The organism is Acinetobacter sp. NIPH 2100, assembly GCF_000369805.1.
Taxonomy (GTDB): domain Bacteria; phylum Pseudomonadota; class Gammaproteobacteria; order Pseudomonadales; family Moraxellaceae; genus Acinetobacter.
Genome location: NZ_KB850224.1, coordinates 3273783 through 3293167, shown reverse-complemented (window position 1 = coordinate 3293167; position 19385 = coordinate 3273783). Strand labels below are relative to the sequence as shown.

The 19385-nt window shown below is 38.2% G+C and carries 18 protein-coding genes; 8 read left to right on the top strand and 10 right to left on the bottom strand.

All coding sequences use genetic code 11. The features are described from left to right. Positions 1 to 16 precede the first annotated feature (16 nt). Both F887_RS02885 and F887_RS02890 read left to right on the top strand, forming a co-directional pair. On the top strand, positions 17 to 1177 hold the full coding sequence (locus tag F887_RS02885; RefSeq protein WP_005296797.1) for a nucleotide sugar dehydrogenase: 1161 nt from the start codon (positions 17 to 19) through the stop codon (positions 1175 to 1177). 173 nt (positions 1178 to 1350) lie between these two features. Further along, positions 1351 to 2106, top strand: coding sequence for a hypothetical protein (locus F887_RS02890; protein WP_005296794.1), 756 nt, complete (start codon positions 1351 to 1353; stop codon positions 2104 to 2106). A gap of 75 nt (positions 2107 to 2181) precedes the next feature. Here F887_RS02890 and F887_RS02895 read toward each other — a convergent pair whose 3' ends face one another. From F887_RS02895 to F887_RS02905, 3 genes are read right to left on the bottom strand one after another with little or no spacing between them, the layout of a single operon-like run. Continuing rightward, positions 2182 to 3216 carry an NAD-dependent epimerase gene (locus F887_RS02895; protein WP_005296792.1) on the bottom strand — a complete coding sequence of 345 codons (1035 nt, stop codon included), beginning with the start codon at positions 3214 to 3216 and terminating at the stop codon, positions 2182 to 2184. Next, complete coding sequence (locus tag F887_RS02900; RefSeq protein ID WP_005296789.1) at positions 3213 to 4382, bottom strand: nucleotide sugar dehydrogenase; 1170 nt, start codon at positions 4380 to 4382, stop codon at positions 3213 to 3215. Before F887_RS02900 ends, F887_RS02895 begins: the two co-directional genes overlap by 4 nt. 35 nt (positions 4383 to 4417) lie before the next feature. After that, positions 4418 to 5302, bottom strand: coding sequence for an ATP-grasp fold amidoligase family protein (locus F887_RS02905; protein WP_005296786.1), 885 nt, complete (start codon positions 5300 to 5302; stop codon positions 4418 to 4420). A gap of 376 nt (positions 5303 to 5678) precedes the next feature. Between F887_RS02905 and F887_RS02910 the strand changes: the two genes are divergently transcribed. From F887_RS02910 to F887_RS02925, 4 genes are all read left to right on the top strand, one after another. Continuing rightward, positions 5679 to 6677 carry a Stealth CR1 domain-containing protein gene (locus tag F887_RS02910; RefSeq protein WP_005296782.1) on the top strand — a complete coding sequence of 333 codons (999 nt, stop codon included), beginning with the start codon at positions 5679 to 5681 and terminating at the stop codon, positions 6675 to 6677. A 3-nt stretch (positions 6678 to 6680) separates the two neighbouring features. Then, on the top strand, positions 6681 to 7439 hold the full coding sequence (locus F887_RS02915; protein WP_005296779.1) for a glycosyltransferase family 25 protein: 759 nt from the start codon (positions 6681 to 6683) through the stop codon (positions 7437 to 7439). A gap of 74 nt (positions 7440 to 7513) precedes the next feature. Further along, entirely contained in the window at positions 7514 to 8428 is a 915-nt protein-coding gene (locus tag F887_RS02920; protein ID WP_005296777.1) for a glycosyltransferase family 32 protein, read from the top strand. A gap of 90 nt (positions 8429 to 8518) precedes the next feature. Beyond that, positions 8519 to 9298: a glycosyltransferase family 25 protein gene (locus F887_RS02925; RefSeq protein WP_005296775.1), complete on the top strand. Its 780-nt coding sequence runs from the start codon at positions 8519 to 8521 to the stop codon at positions 9296 to 9298. 38 nt (positions 9299 to 9336) lie between these two features. Here F887_RS02925 and F887_RS02930 read toward each other — a convergent pair whose 3' ends face one another. Continuing rightward, a complete protein-coding gene (locus tag F887_RS02930; RefSeq protein WP_005296773.1) occupies positions 9337 to 10347 on the bottom strand; it encodes a glycosyltransferase in 1011 nt (336 codons plus the stop codon). Positions 10348 to 10416: 69 nt separating this feature from the next. Between F887_RS02930 and F887_RS02935 the strand changes: the two genes are divergently transcribed. Then, positions 10417 to 11205, top strand: coding sequence for a glycosyltransferase family 25 protein (locus tag F887_RS02935; protein ID WP_005296770.1), 789 nt, complete (start codon positions 10417 to 10419; stop codon positions 11203 to 11205). 6 nt (positions 11206 to 11211) lie between these two features. Here the strand turns inward: F887_RS02935 and F887_RS02940 are convergent, their stop codons facing one another. The 6 genes from F887_RS02940 to F887_RS02965 form a co-directional block, all read right to left on the bottom strand. Next, entirely contained in the window at positions 11212 to 11988 is a 777-nt protein-coding gene (locus F887_RS02940) for a glycosyltransferase family 32 protein (RefSeq protein WP_005296767.1), read from the bottom strand. Positions 11989 to 12309: 321 nt separating this feature from the next. Further along, positions 12310 to 13080 carry a glycosyltransferase family 32 protein gene (locus tag F887_RS02945; protein ID WP_005296764.1) on the bottom strand — a complete coding sequence of 257 codons (771 nt, stop codon included), beginning with the start codon at positions 13078 to 13080 and terminating at the stop codon, positions 12310 to 12312. Between the two features lie 129 nt (positions 13081 to 13209). Then, positions 13210 to 14079, bottom strand: coding sequence for a lysophospholipid acyltransferase family protein (locus F887_RS02950; RefSeq protein WP_005296762.1), 870 nt, complete (start codon positions 14077 to 14079; stop codon positions 13210 to 13212). Between the two features lie 4 nt (positions 14080 to 14083). After that, positions 14084 to 14305: a hypothetical protein gene (locus F887_RS02955; RefSeq protein WP_005296760.1), complete on the bottom strand. Its 222-nt coding sequence runs from the start codon at positions 14303 to 14305 to the stop codon at positions 14084 to 14086. Positions 14306 to 14430: 125 nt separating this feature from the next. Next, a complete protein-coding gene (aspS, locus tag F887_RS02960; protein ID WP_005296758.1) occupies positions 14431 to 16212 on the bottom strand; it encodes an aspartate--tRNA ligase in 1782 nt (593 codons plus the stop codon). A gap of 144 nt (positions 16213 to 16356) precedes the next feature. Continuing rightward, the gene (locus F887_RS02965) at positions 16357 to 17127 is read right to left on the bottom strand and encodes a DUF4184 family protein (RefSeq protein ID WP_005296755.1); all 771 of its coding nucleotides are present in this window, start codon (positions 17125 to 17127) and stop codon (positions 16357 to 16359) included. Positions 17128 to 17264: 137 nt separating this feature from the next. Between F887_RS02965 and znuD the strand changes: the two genes are divergently transcribed. Continuing rightward, a complete protein-coding gene (znuD, locus tag F887_RS02970) occupies positions 17265 to 19343 on the top strand; it encodes a zinc piracy TonB-dependent receptor ZnuD (RefSeq protein WP_005296753.1) in 2079 nt (692 codons plus the stop codon). The last annotated feature ends 42 nt before the right edge of the window (positions 19344 to 19385 follow it).

Here is a 19385-nt window from a genome sequence, read left to right as displayed (position 1 = left end):
TAAAAATCGAGAAAGAATGAAAATTACGGTCGTTGGTGCAGGTTATGTCGGCTTATCAAATGCCTTGTTATTTTCAAAACAACACGATGTCATGATTTTGGACATTGATAAAAATAGAGTAAAAAGCATCAACCAGAAAGTGTCACCGATGAGTGATACCTGTATTCAAAGCTATTTATCCGAATCACATATTGAAGCAACTTGCGATAAAGCGCTGGCCTATCAAAATGCCAAACTCATTATTATTGCGACACCAACCAACTATAATCCTGAAACCAATTACTTTGATACCAGCAGCATTGAAGCGGTGATTGAGGATATTCAGAGCATTAACCCCACAGCCTTGATGCTGATCAAATCTACCGTTCCAGTCGGTTATACTGCTGAGACCTCGAAAAAATTCGGTCTTAAAAATTTAATCTTTTCGCCCGAGTTTTTGCGTGAAGGGCAAGCTTTACAAGACAATCTCTATCCCTCACGGATTATTGTGGGAGAAAAATCCAAGCGTGCGGAAAAAATTGCCAAGCTCTATCTCAAGGCAACCATTACAAAAGATGCGGTCTTGTTGTGTGTCGATTCGACCGAAGCTGAAGCGATCAAACTTTTTTCCAATACATACTTGGCCATGCGTGTGGCGTTCTTTAATGAGCTGGATACCTATTGTATGAAGCATAAGCTGAGTGCGTTGGATATTATTAATGGTGTGGGTTTGGATCAGCGTATTGGCGATCATTACAACAACCCTTCCTTTGGTTATGGGGGCTATTGCCTGCCCAAAGACACTAAACAGTTATTGGCCAATTATCATGAAACACCGCAAGAGTTGATTTCAGCGATTATTCGTTCTAATCAAACCCGCAAGCAGGCCATTATTGAAGATATTTTGAGTCGTAAGGTTTCGAGTGTTGGTATTTACCGCCTGACCATGAAAGCGGATTCAGATAATTTCAGAGAGTCGGCAGTACACGATGTGTTACAGGGTTTGGCTGATCAGGGGATTAAAATCATTATTTATGAACCGACCCTCGATGTGAAAGAATATTTGGGTCATCCTGTGGAAGCGAGCTTGCAAAAATTTAAATCAAAATCCGATTTAATTATTGTTAATCGAATGGTGCCGATGTTTAGTGACGTGATGGAAAAGATTTATACTCGAGATTTATTCGGGGTAAATTAGTCGTAATTTGAGTGGGATAAAAAATAAATAAGCTGAATACGTTGACGAATTAATACTAAAAAAAATGATCAGCTCTATGCTAAGATGAGAATATATTCAGTGCATATGATTGAACGCTCTTGGATTTTTATGACAACGCGAACTTCCATATCTCAAGCATTTAAGGTTATCAGATGGTAGATATTCAACAAAATTCGGCAACTCATGAAGACAATGTGATTTTGTGCATGAAGTGGGGAACCAAATATGGTGCTGAGTACGTAAACCGTTTGTATAACATGGTCAAACGTCATCTGACCTTGCCCTTTAAAATGGTGTGTCTGACGGATCGTAGCGAAGGGATTGACCCGAATATTCAATGTTTCCCAATTCCATCATTAGACTTACCTGCAGGCAGCCCTGAACGTGGTTGGAATAAGCTTTCAACCTTTGAGCCAGACTTGTATGGTCTAAAAGGCAATGCATTGTTCCTCGATCTTGATGTGGTCATCATTGATAATATTGACTGTTTCTTCCAAGCGGAAGGCGAGTTTTTGGTGATTCACGACTGGAAACGTCCATGGCGGATCACAGGAAATAGTTCGGTATATCGTTTTAAATTGGGCGCTTTCCCTAAAATTCTGCCGTATTTCCGTGCAAACTTTAGTGAGATCAGTCAAAAATTCCGTAATGAACAAGAGTACTTGTCTTGGTTTGTCCATAACGAAGGCAAACTGAGTTATTGGAATAAAGACTGGTGCAAGAGCTATAAATATCACTGCTTAAGACGAGTGCCATTTGCTTATTTTCAGCCGCCAGTAAAACCGAAAGGCGCAAAAATTATTATTTTCCATGGCGAGATTAATCCACCTGATGCGATCAGTGGTGGTGGCGGTAAGTGGTATCGCTATGTGTTGCCATCGGACTGGATTAAAGAGTCTTGGCAGTAAGCCAAACCATGTCAAGCACGACAATGATGTGCTTGGCGTAATAAAAAATCAGGCGATATGCCTGATTTTTTATTTTTAGTCGATTTGGATGTTGTGATATTGACGATACCAATCAACAAAGTTTTTCACTCCATCGACAACCGAAGTAGCTGGTTTATAGTCCACATAGTTTTCCAGTGCAGAGCTATCGGCAAAGGTATCAGGTACATCACCTGGTTGTAATGGAAGTAAATCTAAAATTGCTTCTTTACCTGCTGCTTTTTCAATGGCCTGAATATATTCAATCAGCTTCACTGTGCGGTTGTTGCCAATATTAAAGAGTCTAAACGGGGCATTACTGGTTGCAGGATTTGGATGGTTGCTGTCCCATGTCTCATCTGGTGTCGCAATTTTATCGCTGGTACGGATAATCCCTTCAACAATATCATCAATATAGGTGAAGTCACGGGTATGATTACCGTGATTAAATACAGGAATTGGTTTACCTTCAAAGATATTCTTGGTGAATTTAAATAACGCCATATCTGGACGTGTCCATGGGCCATACACGGTGAAGAAACGTAAGCCAGTAGTCGGTAATTTAAATAAGTGGCTGTAGCTGTGTGCCATTAACTCATTGGCGCGTTTGGTCGCAGCATAGAATTGCAGGGGATGATCGACGCCATGCTGTTCACTAAATGGCATGGTGGTATTAGCACCATATACACTACTGGTACTGGCATAGGTCAAATGCGGTGTTTCTGCATAACGACAGGCTTCTAAAATATTGGTAAAGGCAATCAAGTTGCTTTCCACATAGCTATGTGGATTTTCAAGCGAGTAACGTACACCTGCCTGTGCCGCTAAGTGAATCACACGATCAAATGTGTGATCTTTAAAACATTGATCCACTATGGCTTTATTGGCAAGGTTTTCACGAATTAAACTAAAGTTGCCCGTATCTTTACTTTCAGCTAAGAGTTGTAATTGCTTTGCACGTGCTTCCTTGAGAGATGGGTCATAATAATCATTAAAATTATCAAAACCGACCACATCATCACCACGTTGAAGTAGTTTCTGTGCAACACTAAAGCCGATGAATCCCGCAGCACCTGTGACTAGAACTTTCATTCATCGCCTCCAAAAATATCTCGTGTATAAACTTTATCTTGTACATCTAGCAAATCATTGGAGAGGCGATTGGCAATAATCACATCACTGGACTGCTTGAATTCATTCAGATCCTGAGTCACCTTTGACTTAAAGAAGGTATCTTCATGAAAGGTTGGTTCATAAATAATAACTTCAACACCTTTCGCCTTCAGTCGTTTCATGACACCCTGAATTGCTGAGGCGCGGTAGTTATCTGAGCCACTTTTCATGACCAGACGATAGATGCCAACCGTTGTTGGATTTCGAGCAAGGATCGAATCGGCAATAAAATCTTTACGTGTTCGATTTGCATCGACAATCGCTTGAATCAAATTGCTTGGGACATTGTTATAGTTTGCCAATAATTGCTTGGTATCTTTTGGTAGGCAATAGCCGCCATAACCAAAGGATGGATTGTTGTAGTGGCTACCAATACGCGGGTCAAGACAGACGCCGTCGATCACTTGCTTGGTGTCTAAGCCAAAGCTTTGTGCATAAGTATCCAATTCATTGAAGAATGCGACGCGCATTGCAAGATAGGTGTTGGCAAATAATTTAATCGCTTCAGCTTCAGTTGAGTGGGTGAGCAAGACGGGAATATCTTGTTTTACCGCACCCTCCACAAGCAAATCTGCAAATTGTTGCGCGCGCTCAGACTGTTCCCCGACAATAATACGAGAAGGGTAAAGGTTATCGTGGAGTGCTTTACCTTCACGCAGAAATTCAGGCGAGAAAATAATATTCTGGGTTTGATACTTCTGTTTGACTTGTTCAGTAAAACCAACAGGAACCGTTGACTTGACGATCATGGTCGCATTTGGATTGACCACTAGCACGTCCTGAATAACACTTTCCACACTTTGGGTATTAAAGTAGTTGGTTTGAGGATCATAATCGGTTGGAGTCGCAATAATAATAAAGTCGGCATTTTGATAGGCCAAATCTTTATCAGTCGTTGCTTTGAAATTTAAGCTCTTTTCTTTTAAAAAGAGTGAAATATCATGGTCTTGAATCGGTGATATTTTATTGTTCAGTAAGTCTACTTTGCTTTGTAAGATATCAAGCGCAATGGTTTCATGGTGTTGTGCAAATAGCATTGCATTTGACAACCCGACATATCCAGTTCCAGCAATCGCTATTTTCATAAATACCTAACAGATTCTAAATACATGATCGACAGTTAATACGAACGCCAGAGCGCGCCTAATTTTAAATCCCATTCCACTGGTGTGATGACCATTCGCCCTGCATTGGGGGTGAGTGTAATTTCACTGAAGTAAACGTGGTCTTGTGATAATAGGAAGTCTACTCGACTATAACCATAGGCGAAACAAAGTTTTTCAGACAATTCAAGGATATCTTTAAATTGCTGGGGCTTTGCCAAAGCAATGGGCGAGTTTTCTTTCAGATCGACCCGAAATGGTTGTAGTTCCCACTCGGTATCATACATATTTGAGTAGTCTTTGCCTTCAGAATCTTGTACATCAATTTCGAGATACTCTGGCTTACCTTCAAAACAATGTACACGGCAAGTGGTAATTGTTGATTGGCTCTCTGGATCAACGTATAAATCAACATACTGCTCAATCAGAACTTGAGGGCAAATATCTTTGTAGTGCCACTCACGTTTTCTAAAATACATGTTCATTTTGAGGTGGTTTTTGATTTTTGCTCTGGCTGCTGCGATATCAAAGCTGTTTTTATCTCGGCAGACCATTGCACTACCACTGTCATGGGTGCATTTTAAAACAAACTGGTTTGGAAGTTGTTCAAAATCAATTTCATCAAAACATTTATAAATTCCAATCAAGGGGACGAAATATGCTTCCCCAACTTTTGCAGAGACCAATTCTCTTACTGCACATTTATCGGCTAATTTTGTAAATAACGGACTTCGCTCGAAAATCATTCGCGCAGTGACTTTTTCATTGAAGCTTTTTGGTGAGCAAAAATTAGGGGTATAGCCTAATTTGCAGATAAACCGTTTAGTGAGATAGGTTTTATCTGAGACAAATTTAGTTCTAATTATTTTTGCTTGATATTCAAAGTAGTTATAGTCAATCATCAGTCAAAAGGTTAAATCCCGTCAAAGTAACCCATAATTATAATAAAAAGCCATAAATTCGTCTAATGAAAATGTGCTAAATATTTTTGAGAAATGATTCCAAAAGGTTTGATTTTGTTAAGGATTGTGAGGGTTTAAGTTGATGTTAACTAAATAGTTTCAAGCGGTGGAATCGGGTTTTGACTGCGCTGTTGGAAAGTGTAAAAAATTTAAGTAATTATAATATATTGATTTATATGCAATGATTGCCTTTTAAAGGTAAAAAGGCATTACCAAAAGAGACTGCCTGTAGGTAGATGAGTGGTGTTATCATATAGCGTTAAATTAAACATGCTTGGCCGTATTTATGGCTTTTTAATCGTTTAAGAGTGAATTGATGAGTGAAATGATGCAACCGGTTGATGTGGTAATTGCTTGGGTTGATGGCAATGATCCAAAGTTAAAGCAGAAACGCATGCAATATCAGGGCAAAACCCAAGCTTCTGATGCTGTTAGCGATACTCGCTTTGCCAGCAACCATGAAATTTATTACAACGTTGCATCAATTTTGAAATATGTTCCATTTTGCCGACATATTTATATTGTGACCGATGGTCAACAGCCGCAATGGATTGAAGATTTCGTCACTGATGGCATTTGTGAGGCTGGTAAGATTCGAATCGTTGATCACCGCGAAATTTTTGCGGGTTATGAACAATATCTTCCAACCTTCAATACCCGTTCGATTGAAACCATGCTCTGGAATATTCAAGGCTTATCCGATTATTTTTTCTACTTGAATGATGACTTTTTCTTTAATGCACCTGCGCAGTTGGAAGATATTCTTGTCGATCAGAAAATGGTGATTTATGGGCATTGGCAAAGTAGCTTTGCCCTGAAAGCAAAGCTTTGGTATCGACAATTATTAAACCAGTATTTTAATAAGCCTATTCAACCTAAACATATGATTGCTCAAATGTTGGGGGCAGATATGCTTGGATTTAAAAAGTTTTTTGAAATTCACCATTATCCGCATGCTGTTGACCGCACGATCCTACGAGATTACTTACTTGAACATCCAGCATTTTTGCAAAAACAAATTCAGTATAAATTTCGCAGTGTAGAGCAAATTAATCCGATTTCACTGATGAATCATTTGAAGATTAAGAACAATGAAGCACTGTTAAAACCAGATCTTGAAATTGCTTATTTGAAAAATGAATCGAGTTTAGGCAACTTCTTGCAAAGTTTGGGCAATGAACAGATTAAGTATGGCTGCATGCAAAGCCTGGATCAGTTGAGTGCTACTGCAACAAATCAAATTTATACAGCTTTAAATCAAGAGTTGGCTGGCTATTTACCACACGTTTTATTGGCTCAGACAGCCGAAGGATAAATGATGAAAGTAGTAACTTATCTGATTAACCTTGATGGCAGTGATCAACGCCTAGCAAATGCGACAGCACAATTGCAGGAACAAGGCTGGCCATTTACACGTTTTTCGGCCTACGATGGTCGTGGTAAAGCATTATCTGAATTTACCAATTATGATGATACCGAAGCACAGAGAATTTTAGGGCGTAGTCTGATTAATTCAGAATTGGGGTGTTATCTAAGTCACTATGGCTGCGCTGAAAAATTTCTTGAAACAGATGCCGATTATTTGGTGGTGCTAGAAGATGATATTCAGGTTCTACCCAACTTTAAGCAGAATCTTGATTCACTTCTTAATTATCTCGATCAGCATAAAGAGCTGGACTGGTATGTGGTGAATATGGCGGCGAAAAAGAAAAAATTAGCAAAAGACATTATTCAAATAGATCAATATCAACTGTGGCATGCATATTATTTTCCGATTCGTGGAGTTGGTCTGCTTTGGTCTCGAAAAGGGGCGGAGGAGTTTGTGAAATTGGGCAAACAGATACATGTCCCTGTTGATATCTTTTTCCAAGGCTGGCTCAGTAAAAATGGCAAAGGTCTAGGCGTTTGGCCGCCTTTTGTCAAACCAGCTGGGTTAGACAGTGATATTTTAGGTACTGTTGCAACTCAGGGGATTCAGCGTAAAGATTTGGAAAATCGTGATTCATCTCATGGATTGAAGAAGCAGAAACGGATGTGGCGTGACCGTTTTTATGCAGTTAAACATTTAATCTTCTAATCTAGATTGTCTATATAAATCACTTCGGTGAAATCAGGCTTAAAGTGATTTATATCCATGGCTGAGTTACCTCTATGAAAATATTTAAAAAAATATTCTATCTCTTAACGTTTTATTCGATGTATGCGAATAAAAAGAGAGGGGTAAATGAAGCAATAGATAATGATGCAGATCTTATTGTTATAAATCCTGGTATTCCCGATGCTGTGATTCCTAAAAAAATCTGGATGTATTGGGAAGGCTCCCTTTCTGGCTTTGTCGCAAAATGTGTTGAGCAAGTGAAAAAGACCAATCCAGACTATGAGGTCAACTTTTTAACACCTGATACGGTTAAGGATTTCTGTGATATTGATTTTGGTCGTTTCCCGCAGGCGACACCGCAGCAAAAGGCCGATCTGCTCCGTTTTGAACTGATTTATCAACATGGAGGAATTTGGCTGGACGCGAGTACGATTGTGTATGAGAGTTTGGACTGGATCCAAGCCTTGGTGGTGAAGAATCAAACCAACAGCTTTGCCTACTATCGTGCTAAAAATACAACGTTAAAACAATTCCCTGTGCTGGAAAATTGGTTGTTAGCGAGTGCAGAGAAAAACATCTTTTTTAAGTATTGGTTTGATGAATTGGTCAAAGCCATTGAAATGAGTCCTAAGGCCTATCTTCAGCAGCTCAAGGAAACAGAACCGAAATATCAGGACCTATTTCAGCAGATTGGTCGTTTAGAATATTTAGTTGCTTACGTGGCTTGTCAGAAGGTAATGCGTAGTCATTTACCAAGTATGAGTTTGATTAATTGCGATAAAAATGCGTTATTTTTCCAAGTGAAACATCAATGGGTCAAAGAAAAAGTACTGATTGATATGGCAATTCATTACTCACCTGTAGAGATGCCAAGATTGATTAAGCTTGCGGGTAAGGAAAGAAAAACACTGAGCCATTATTATGAAAAGGGAATGTATCTGGAAGGTTCTCTTCTCGATCTCTCTTAACCTCTGGCAACTATGCTGTCGATATGAATTGATGGTGAAGGTTGGGTAAAAAGGTAGTAAAATACAACTAATCTTCAGCTTTTTACGACTATGAAAAAATTTGTTATCAGTCTAGCGACAGCCAGTGAACGTAGAGAGCATATTTCTAGTGAGTTTGCTAAAAAAAGTATAAGTTTTGACTTTTTTGATGCTTTGACCCCAGAGCCAGCAGCACTATTTGCTAAAGAACTGAATTTAAACGTTGATGCACAATCTTTAACAAAAGGTGAAGTTGCCTGCTTCATGAGTCATGTTTTTTTGTGGAATAAAATGATTAACGAAAATATTCCACATATGGCGATTTTCGAAGATGATATTTATTTAGGTGAGAATGTTAAAGCATTCCTTACTGATGATTTTTGGATAGATCAGAACTGGCATTTGATTAAGATTGAAGAATTTACGCCAAAAGTTGCATTAGGACAAAAGATTAAAACCTTTAATGGTGAGCCTGAGAGAGCTCTTTTTGATCTTAAGAGTAAAAACCTTGGGACAGCCGGTTATATTCTGTCTTTGCATGGTGCCAAACAATTAATCAGCTACATCCAATCCTTAGATAAGTTGATTGCCTTAGATCACTTGATGTTTGAAAAACTGATTCAAGATAAAATTTTATCTGTATGTCAGATGAAACCAGCTTTATGCATCCAAGACGTGACGCTTTTTTCTACCAAAGATAGTGTGCGCTTTGCCAGCCATTTGTATAAAGAGCGCTTAACCAGAAGACATTATGATAAAAAAACTGGATTGGATAAGATTCTTTTAGAATTAAGTCGAATTTTTCAACAAATCAGAAATCTTATTTTCTTTAAGACTGTTGGATTTAAATAAGAAGTTTCACCCAAGAAGATATTAATACGCTTGGGTGTTTATTTAATAATTTTGCTCAACTTTCTGGCCAAGTAGTGTCCGAATACGCCAAGGTCACGAAATATAAAGAAAAGTTTTTCTCTTTTGGTTTGTATAATGCTGAGATCTGGTTTTAAACTCTTCATTTCTTTTGCAAGTTTTTTCCAGTTCTTATTGGTTGTAAAATAACCTCTGCTTTTCTTTGATTCATCTAGGTAGATATAGGAAAAATGAAGGAGTGGAATTGCAAAGATTTCGCTCTTTTTAGTGTTTTTAATCAGCTCTTTGATTAAAAGAGAGCAGCTATTTAAGAGTTTATTTTTTGTTGCTAGATTATTCTCGCGAGTAGCACTATTTTCTACGATCCTATAATTATAAATGCTATCTGTGATTATAAATATATTTTCAATTTCAGTGAGTATCTTCGATACAATAAATGCATCTTCAAAATGGGTCATATTTGTTGGAAAGGGGTTTTTGAGAAGTAGTTCTCGTTTATATACTCTTAACCAGGAAAACCAATTGTTCTTACTAAAAATCTCACGAAGTATTTCATCATTTATCTTGTACAGACCAGATGAGAATGACGGTTGGGATAGATGATAATTTTTCTCAGGTGCACTTTCGAAAAAACAATAGGCATTAAACTGGATGAGATCTGGAGATGTCTGTATTGCGGTCAGGATTTTAGAAATATAATCATCTGCAATGATGTCATCAGGGTCGATAAAGGTTATATAGTGACCGTTGGCATTCTGTACACCCTTGTTTCTGGCATGGCTTACGCCCTGATTTTGTTGGTGAAGTACAACAAAATTTTGTTTGAGTGGGTTTGGTATGTTATGTGTAAACTCATCAATCATTTGTGCGGACTGATCTGTTGAACCGTCATTAATAATAATTACTTCAACATTATTTTCTATTTGATTGCATAGACTTAGTAGGCATTCATGAATGTATTTTTCAATATTGTATACAGGAATAATAATACTTAAACAGATCATCGAGTGAGTATGGCTAATTTGAGTCATGGCCTATTTTATCCTATAATTATTCAAATAACAGTATGTTGTTAGTATGATCCTGAGAGAGAGCATTGAATGGATATTTCTGTCGTTAGCTTAAAAAATGCGCTTGAAAGAAGGAAGCATATAAACCAGCAATTCATGACTCAACAAATTGAATTTCAATATTTTGATGCGATTGAACCCCATCAGATTGATGAGGCACTCAAAAATACAGGATTAGAGCTAAAGAATTGCTCTTTAACAAAAGGTGAGATTGGATGCCTTTTAAGTCATCTCACTTTGTGGAAAAAAATAATTGATAATAACTTATCCTATATGGCAATTTTTGAAGATGATATTTATTTAGGCTCACAGGCACAATTATTTTTAAAGGATAACTCTTGGATACCAGAAAATGTAGAGGTTATTAAACTTGAAGCGTTTTCAGATTCAGTCCAAGTCGAACTTTTTTCTAGAAAAGCTCTTATTAGTGATCGATCTCTATTCCTTCTCAAAGGGCGGCATTTAGGAACCGCTGGTTATATTATTTCCAATGCAGGAGCTAAGAATTTATTTAAGTATATTAGTGAGCTGGATGCTGTAAAGCCAATTGATGATATTATGTTTGATAGCTATATTACGCAGAAACTGGTATATCAAATGCAACCAGCACTGTGTGTGCAAGATTTTATTTATAATAAGGAAGTTAAGTTTGTAAGTTGTCTTCAATCAGATCGATCTCAAAGACATCAGAGCGAGATGACTGCTCCACTAAAAATAAATAAAATAAGCTTAAAAATAAAAAGAGAAATTTATCGTTTTTTTATTCAGATTTATAATTTACATTATAAGATTTTTGAAAAGAAAATAGAGTTCAAGTAGTTTAATCTACTTGAACTTATGTTTTATATAATAGCGAATCAAATTAAATAAACTTGAAATATTGATTTTCTTTGCTAACTCTTTTAAGAAAAGTTTGTCTATTGCCACATTTGAGGTTAAAACTTTATTGGTATAGTGTACTGTATGTACTTTCTCTTTATAGCTTTCCTTTTTTTCTTTATCTAGCCACGAGCCAATAAAATGATGAGTGGTATAGTTTTGGGGAAGATCTAAACAAAAATAAGAAGAGGAGAAAATATGAATTTTATTAGACCCGTCATTGCCCACTTGATTTTCATCTTGATGCGGGTCAATCCCATAAAAGCGGGTTAAAAGATTGCTAATCGTGACGGTATTAGGCGGCTCATCATTGCTATACGTCTTGGAGTCATAATAATCTAACATTCTTTTGGTGAGCGAATGCTTAGGCATACTGCCCCAGACAGCAGAAGTAAAAGGGATGCTGTCAATTTCAAAACTGCTAAAAGCTTCTAGTGTTAAAAATTCATCTATAGCGTGTTTAATTTCAACATCAGTATCTAGATAAACACCTCCAAACTCATATAGCGCAGATGCTCTAACATAGTCTGAGACAAAGGCATACTTTTTCTCTTCATAGGCTTTTTGGGCAAAAGGGTGGCTATTGATGTCGAAATTTTCTTCATTCCATAGCTTGATTTCCCAGTCTGGGCATTTTTCTTGCCAACCGTTGATATAGTATTGTAATGGTTCAGGAATTTTTTTCCCCCCAAACCAACAGTAGTGAATAATCTTGGGAATCATGGAACAGAATTTAAGTCTAAGATGTCATCATAATATAGCATTATTTTTTTAGAATTATTATGGTCATCGCATTTTTAGTACATAATTTTATATTCAAGTTGTCTATTTTTTATCGCATTAAAGAAATATTTTTTGCGTAGTGCAAAGAGACTAGTCAAGTGCTTTTAATTTTTAAGTAATTGATTCTAATAATTAAAAATGTCGTATTTACTATGTCTACTCCATTTTTATTGAATATAGTTGACTTTTAATCTAAAAAATTATACTTATCAAAAGGTTGCATATTTTTCAATATGCAACTCAATCTGAATTTAATTATTTTTAAAATTTTGAGCGGATGTAATACCGTAGAATGATTAATAGTTGAGTTAGATTTATGTTTTTAGCTAATTTTTTTAGCTGATCTTTTTGCCAAAGCAAATCATCTTCTATTTTGTTTAAATAGTATTTATTATGTAATTGCTGTTTATAGGGTTTCCTATTATGGTGATCTTCTATCCAAGAACCAATAAAATGGTGTGTGCTATAGTTTACGGGTAAATCTAAGCAAAAATAATGGGATGGGAAAATGTGAATAATATTGTTGTTATCATTTCCAATCTGATATGCGTCAGTTTTTTTATTAATATTAAAGTCGTTAACAAGAATATCTGAGACAAAGAGCGTATTCGGTGGAGTTTGATTAGAATAGGTTTTATCGTGGTAGTAATCTAATATTTTTTTTGAAAAGCTGTGTTTTGGTATTGATCCCCATACTGCAGTAAAAGGTAAATCAACACCCTCAAAACCACTAAATGCTTCATAATTTAAGAAACTATCAATAGGTAATTTAAGTTCAACATCTGTATCTAAGTAAACACCACCAAACTCATATAAGGCCCATGCTCGTACATAATCCGAAACAAAAGCATATTTTTTTTGTTGATACGCAGATTGAGTGAAAGTGTGACTATTAATATTAAAACTTTCCTCATTCCAAATTTTTATTTCCCAATCTGGACATTTTTCTTTCCAACCATTGATATAGTGTTGTAAGGGCTCGGGAATACTTTTTCCTCCAAACCAACAATAATGAATAATTTTAGGAATCATTTAGATAGAGAGTAAGTCAAAACAGAATGATAATATATCATTGTTTTCTCAAGTTTTTGTAGTTCTAGCGTTTTAACGTGAATTATTTTTAGAGTATTAACGATGACCATGGACTGGAATAAGCTTTGATTATTTATAATAATCTCTGTCTGTAGATTCACCTCTAAATCGTTTATAGCCCCACATATATTCAGCAGGGAAGCGGTTGATCATCTGCTCAACGGCTTGATTGAGTGCTGTTGTCGCAACTTCGATATCTCGATCATACAGCTGCGGATCATTCAGATCATCACAATAGACATCAAAACCCTCTCCATCATCGCGACGGAAACAGCTTAATCCAACTAAACGACATTGGGTTTTCTGTGCCATTTTGCTGGCAAGAGTACTGGTTAGACAGGGAATACCGAAAAAAGGAACAATGACACCGCCAGAAGGATCAGGGACATGATCTGGTAGAATCACACTGAAACCGCCTTGTTTTAGATTTTTAAACAAAGCTTTTACACCAGAAGCATCTGTTGGGACTAAGGTTGCATTGAGTCGTTGACGAGCATGCAGGGCAAAAGCATTAAAGCCAGAATCTTTCATGGGCTTGTACATGATGGTCGGGATGCCATATTGATGTACCCAAGCATTCATCATTTCCCATGTGCCCAGATGTGGGGTGATAATCAGCGCACCACGTGGATCTTTTAAAGCATCTGTGAGAACTTCAAGATGATGCACCGTATGGATTTGCTGAATGCTCCATTCTGGTGGCATTGCCCAACATTTTCCAGATTCAATATAACTGAGACATTGTTTGGTGACACTTTCTCGAGCGAGCTGTTCTTTCTGATCTTGACTCAGTTGCGGGTAGGCCAATCCAAGATTGACTCTGGTTTTCCACAGCATACTTTTATCTGGATTTTGATTGATAAAGTAGGCTGCCACTTTTGCGATACTACGCAAAAATGCTAAAGGTAGAAGACGAAGTAAAGTAACGTAAAATGACATGATTTTAATCTTGTTTATTTACATTGCCTTTGAGCACCATATAGATTAACGCAACAAAAATCAGTAATGCGCCTGCCAAGCTACTTACGCAGAAGTATAAAATGCGTTGGTTGGTGGTCATATTGAAGAGTTCATTTGCCAAGATGTAACGCATGAAAAACCATTGAGCAAGTGAAAAAATAATAATCACGATTGCATGTCGACGTACATCAGGACGCATTGCCATAAGACTGACCTCTCAATAAAAAGCAGCTTATTATGCCACTAGCGAGCATGATCGCAAAGTAAAACTCACCAATATAAAAAACCCTGCATGGAGCAGGGTCTTTTATTGAATTATAAACGCAGGGTTTATTTTTCTTCAGCTTTTGGTTTTTCGCGTAAACGAATACCTAAGTCACGTAATTGATTCGCTTCAACTGGCGCTGGCGCTTGAGTCAACGGACATTCAGCAGTCTTGGTTTTCGGGAATGCAATCACATCACGAATCGAAGATGCGCCTGTCATCAACATGATCAAACGGTCAAGACCAAATGCCAAACCACCGTGCGGAGGCGCACCGTAACGTAATGCATTCAATAAGAAGCTGAATTTTTCTTCTGCTTCTTCTTCACCAATACCTAAAGCTTCAAAGATCGCTTTTTGCATTTCGAGCGTATAGATACGCAGTGAACCGCCACCGATTTCAGTACCGTTGAGTACCATGTCGTATGCCACAGAAAGTGCTTCACCTGGGTTGCTCTTCACTTCTTCAACACTTGATTTCGGTAGGGTGAATGGGTGGTGAACAGAAGTCCATTTGCCGTCATCAGTTTCTTCGAACATCGGGAAATCAACAACCCACAGTGGCGCCCACTCACAAGTTGATAGATTGAGATCATGACCGATTTTCACACGAAGTGCGCCCATCGCATCATTTACAACTTTGGCTTTGTCTGCACCGAAGAAGACGATGTCACCATTTTCAGCACCAACACGTTTTAATAGATCGAGTACGATTGGCTCGATGAATTTAACGATAGGAGACTGAAGACCTTCAATGCCTTTTTCAAGCTCGTTGACTTTAATATAAGCCAAACCTTTTGCACCGTAGATACCGACGAATTTAGTATATTCGTCGATTGCACTACGTGGTAATGAACCAGCACCTGGCACACGTAAAGCAACGATACGGCCTTTAGGATCTTTTGCAGGGCCTGCGAATACTTTGAACTCAACGTCTTGCATCAAGTCTGCAACATCAATAAGTTTCAAAGGAATACGCATATCTGGCTTGTCTGATGCATAGTCACGCATTGCATCTGCATAAGTCATACGTTCAAATTTATCGAATTTTACATTCAATAATTCGTTGAACATTTTAACTGTTAAGCCTTCCATTAAATCCATGATGTCATCGTCACTCATGAACGATGTTTCAACGTCGATTTGGGTAAATTCAGGCTGACGGTCCGCACGTAAATCTTCGTCACGGAAACATTTAGCAATTTGGTAATAACGATCAATACCACCCACCATTAACAACTGTTTGAACAATTGTGGTGATTGTGGAAGTGCGTAGAAGCTACCATTTGAAACACGGCTTGGTACTAAATAGTCACGTGCACCTTCTGGGGTTGCGCGTGTCAAAATTGGTGTTTCAACGTCAAGGAAACCATGATCTTCAAAATAGTTACGGATCAAGTTGGTGACTTTAGAACGGAAACGTAAGCGTTCTAACATTTCTGGACGACGGATGTCCAAGAAACGGTATTTCAAACGAATTTCTTCTGAAATATTGGTGTTTTCGTCATTCAATGGGAATGGCGGAGTATCAGAAGCTGCAAGAACTTCGATCTCTTTACCTAAAACTTCAATCTGGCCACTCACCATATTGGCATTTTCAGTACCTTCATAGCGACGACGAACACGACCTGTAATTTTTAAAACAAATTCTGAACGTGCTTTATCTGCTGTTGCGAATGCTTCAGGGGTATCTGGATCGATCACGACCTGTACAAGACCATCACGGTCACGCATATCTAGGAAAATCACGCCACCATGGTCACGACGACGGTGAACCCATCCGCATAAAGTAACTGTTTGATCGATTTGGGCTTCAGTTAAAGAGCCACAGTAATGAGTGCGCATCATATTGAATTATTTATCCAAACTATATTGGCTGTAGAAGGTGAATGCGTAAACAGCGCAGCACCAATGAAGGGGAGATTATGCCTTGTTGAACGTATAGTCTCAAGTCTTAATGTTTTCAAGCGAATTTTAAACAGACGCTTTTTGTTAAAATGGTTTCATACGGCCAGTCCGATCTAAAAACAAGAATAATAGACAAGCCATGGTAAAGACAGTTAAGCCAGCTTGCGTAAATTCATTAATCGATTTGCCAATAAAAAAATAACGTTCAGTATTCCAAAGATCAGTATTGATATGGCGGTTATAGTCAAACACTGAGAATAGTCCATATAAGATGGAAAGGATCATGCTAATCAGTGCAAATCCCTTGAGTCGAGTGGGAACGGGATGATGATGTTTATGCGTTTTATAATAATCCCAGCACATTTTTATCAAAAACGGCAAGGCAATAATTGAAGAGCCAATCTGTAAGACAAAATGTAATGGATAACTAAAACCCCAAAATGAAATGTTCTGAGCCAGAATCTCTTTAAAAGCAAAACTTCGAAAATCAAGATGGGTGAGTCCATCCCAGATCAGATGGGTGCTGATCCCAAGGATAAGTGCCAGACAACTCAGAAAGCTGAAAGAAATGAAATCATCCAGTGAGTGGATATTTAAAGGATCTTTAATCTCAAGGCAACGATAGCTGACAGGGCGATAAATAAAATACCACAATAAGCAAAAGCATAGGCCAATAGGCAGATTCGGAAATAAGATACCTGACCATTGGTGTGTTAATGCGATATTTTCTTGGGTAAATAATCGATAAAGATCAGGTGTCATACAGCCAATTGCCAAGGCTGCAACAGGCAAATGCCCCTGACTTAATTTGGATAAAGGTGGGGCAAGTACGGCATGTGAAAGTGTAAAAGGCATATCGTTGAAAAACGACCATTCATTGAATCATGGAGAAGTAGTGTAGCAAATGTTCATTGTTGCACTGTTTTTTATTGCAAAATAAATGAAATGTTATAATATAACAAAAATAACGATCGACTGATTCGAGACACGATATGTCATTTCCACAGAATATTTTGACTTTATCTATTTTAGCTGTTGTATCTGTATCTACTTTTGCAGCAGAAAATGAGCAAGTTGCAACTTTAGATACCATACGAATTAAAGCGCATCCACTAGAGCAAACATCAAAAGACTTTGCAGTTGCAGATACCGTTGTAGATGAAAAACGTCTGCAACAAGGGGCGGTCACCATTGGTGAGGCGTTGAGTAGTGAGCCTGGTATATATTCAAATCAATTTGGTGCGGGTGCTAGTCGCCCTGTGATCCGTGGTCAAGATGGGCCACGCGTTAAAATTTTACAGAACTCTTCTGAAAATATTGATGTATCTACATTGTCTCCTGACCATGCGGTCACTGTAGATCCTGCACTGGCTAAACAGGTTGAAGTGATTCGTGGGCCATCCACTTTGCTATTTGGTGCTGGAACAGTAGGTGGTTTGGTGAATGTGACGGATAGCAAGATCCCAACCAAAATGCCTGAAAATGGCTATGAAGGCAATGTGGGCTTACGTTACAACACGGGTAGTGATGAGAAGCTGGCTACGGCTGGAGTAACAGTGGCCTTAGGTGACCAAGTGGCGTTGCGTGTTGAAGGTTTAAACCGCGAAGCCAATGACTATATTGCACCAGATTATGTGCATGAAGGTGAGAAGGAACGCCGTGTCGGTAATACCTTTGCCAAAGGTGAAACGGTAAATGTCGGTTTGTCTTGGATTTACGATCGTGGCTTTACGGGAATCTCGTATAGCAATCGTCAAGATAAATATGGTTTACCTGGGCATAGCCATGAATATGAAAGCTGTAGCGCGCATCTTACAGGGCGTCCACATCTACATTGTGGTGAGCACGATCATGATGATGGTGATGATCACGACCATGGCCATGACGATCACGACCATGATCACGCACATGAGGCAGGACCTTGGATTGATCTAAAATCTGAGCGTTATGATGTCCGTACAGAGTTGAATGATCCATTTGCAGGCTTTAAAAAGCTACGTGCTCAAGCCAGCTATACTGATTATAAACATGATGAAATTGAAGAAGATACCATTGCAACGCGCTTTAAAAACAAGGGTTATGATGGACGTTTAGAGTTAGTACACAATCCACTGGGTTCATGGGAAGGTGTGATTGGAACGCAATATGGTCAACAAAAATTAGAATTAACAGGTGAAGAAGCCTTCTTGGCACCAAATACCACCAAGAAGTGGAGTGTTTTTGCCTTAGAACACGCTCAATTCAATGATGTACATGTTGAGTTGGCAGCGCGTGCTGATCAACAAAAAATTGATATTGATGATTCAACTAAAAAAGATTTCGACGGTTCAGCCTTTTCTGTTTCTGGTGCAGCCAACTGGGAGTTTGCACCGAACTATAAACTCTCTTTCGTGACCTCTCATCAGGAACGTTTACCATTAGCGCAAGAGTTGTATGCAAATGGCGGACATTTCGCGACCAATACTTATGAATTGGGTGATGATCAGTTGAAGAAAGAGAAGTCAAATAATGTGGAACTTGGTTTCCATTATGACAATAACAAGTTTGATTACCACGTCCATGTTTATCACAACTGGTTTGATGACTATATCTACGCTCAAACTTTGGATCGTTATAAAGATTTCCGCTTGGTCAAATATACCCAAGATCAGGCACGTTTCTATGGTGCTGAAGCAGAGGCGGGTTATCAGATCTCGGACATCTATAAAATTGGTGTATTTGGTGACTATGTACGTGGCAAAATTGACAATGAAAATGCACCACGTGTACCTGCTGGTCGTCTAGGAACTAAAGTAAATGCCAACTTTGGCGATGGCTTTAGTGGTTCGGCTGAGTACTATCATGTCTTCCAGCAAGACAAGATTGCTGCTTATGAAACAGATACCCAAAGCTATAACATGCTGAATTTGGGTGTGGCATACGCAGGTAAATATAGTAAGGCTACTGATTATCGTGTATTCCTGAATGCCAATAACTTGCTCGATGATCAAGTTTACCAACATGCATCGTTCTTATCGACGATTCCGCAAGTGGGACGTAACTTTACCGTTGGTGTTAATTTTAACTTCTAATTTTTCACTTAAATCTTATTGAAAAATCAAAGCATAAGCTCT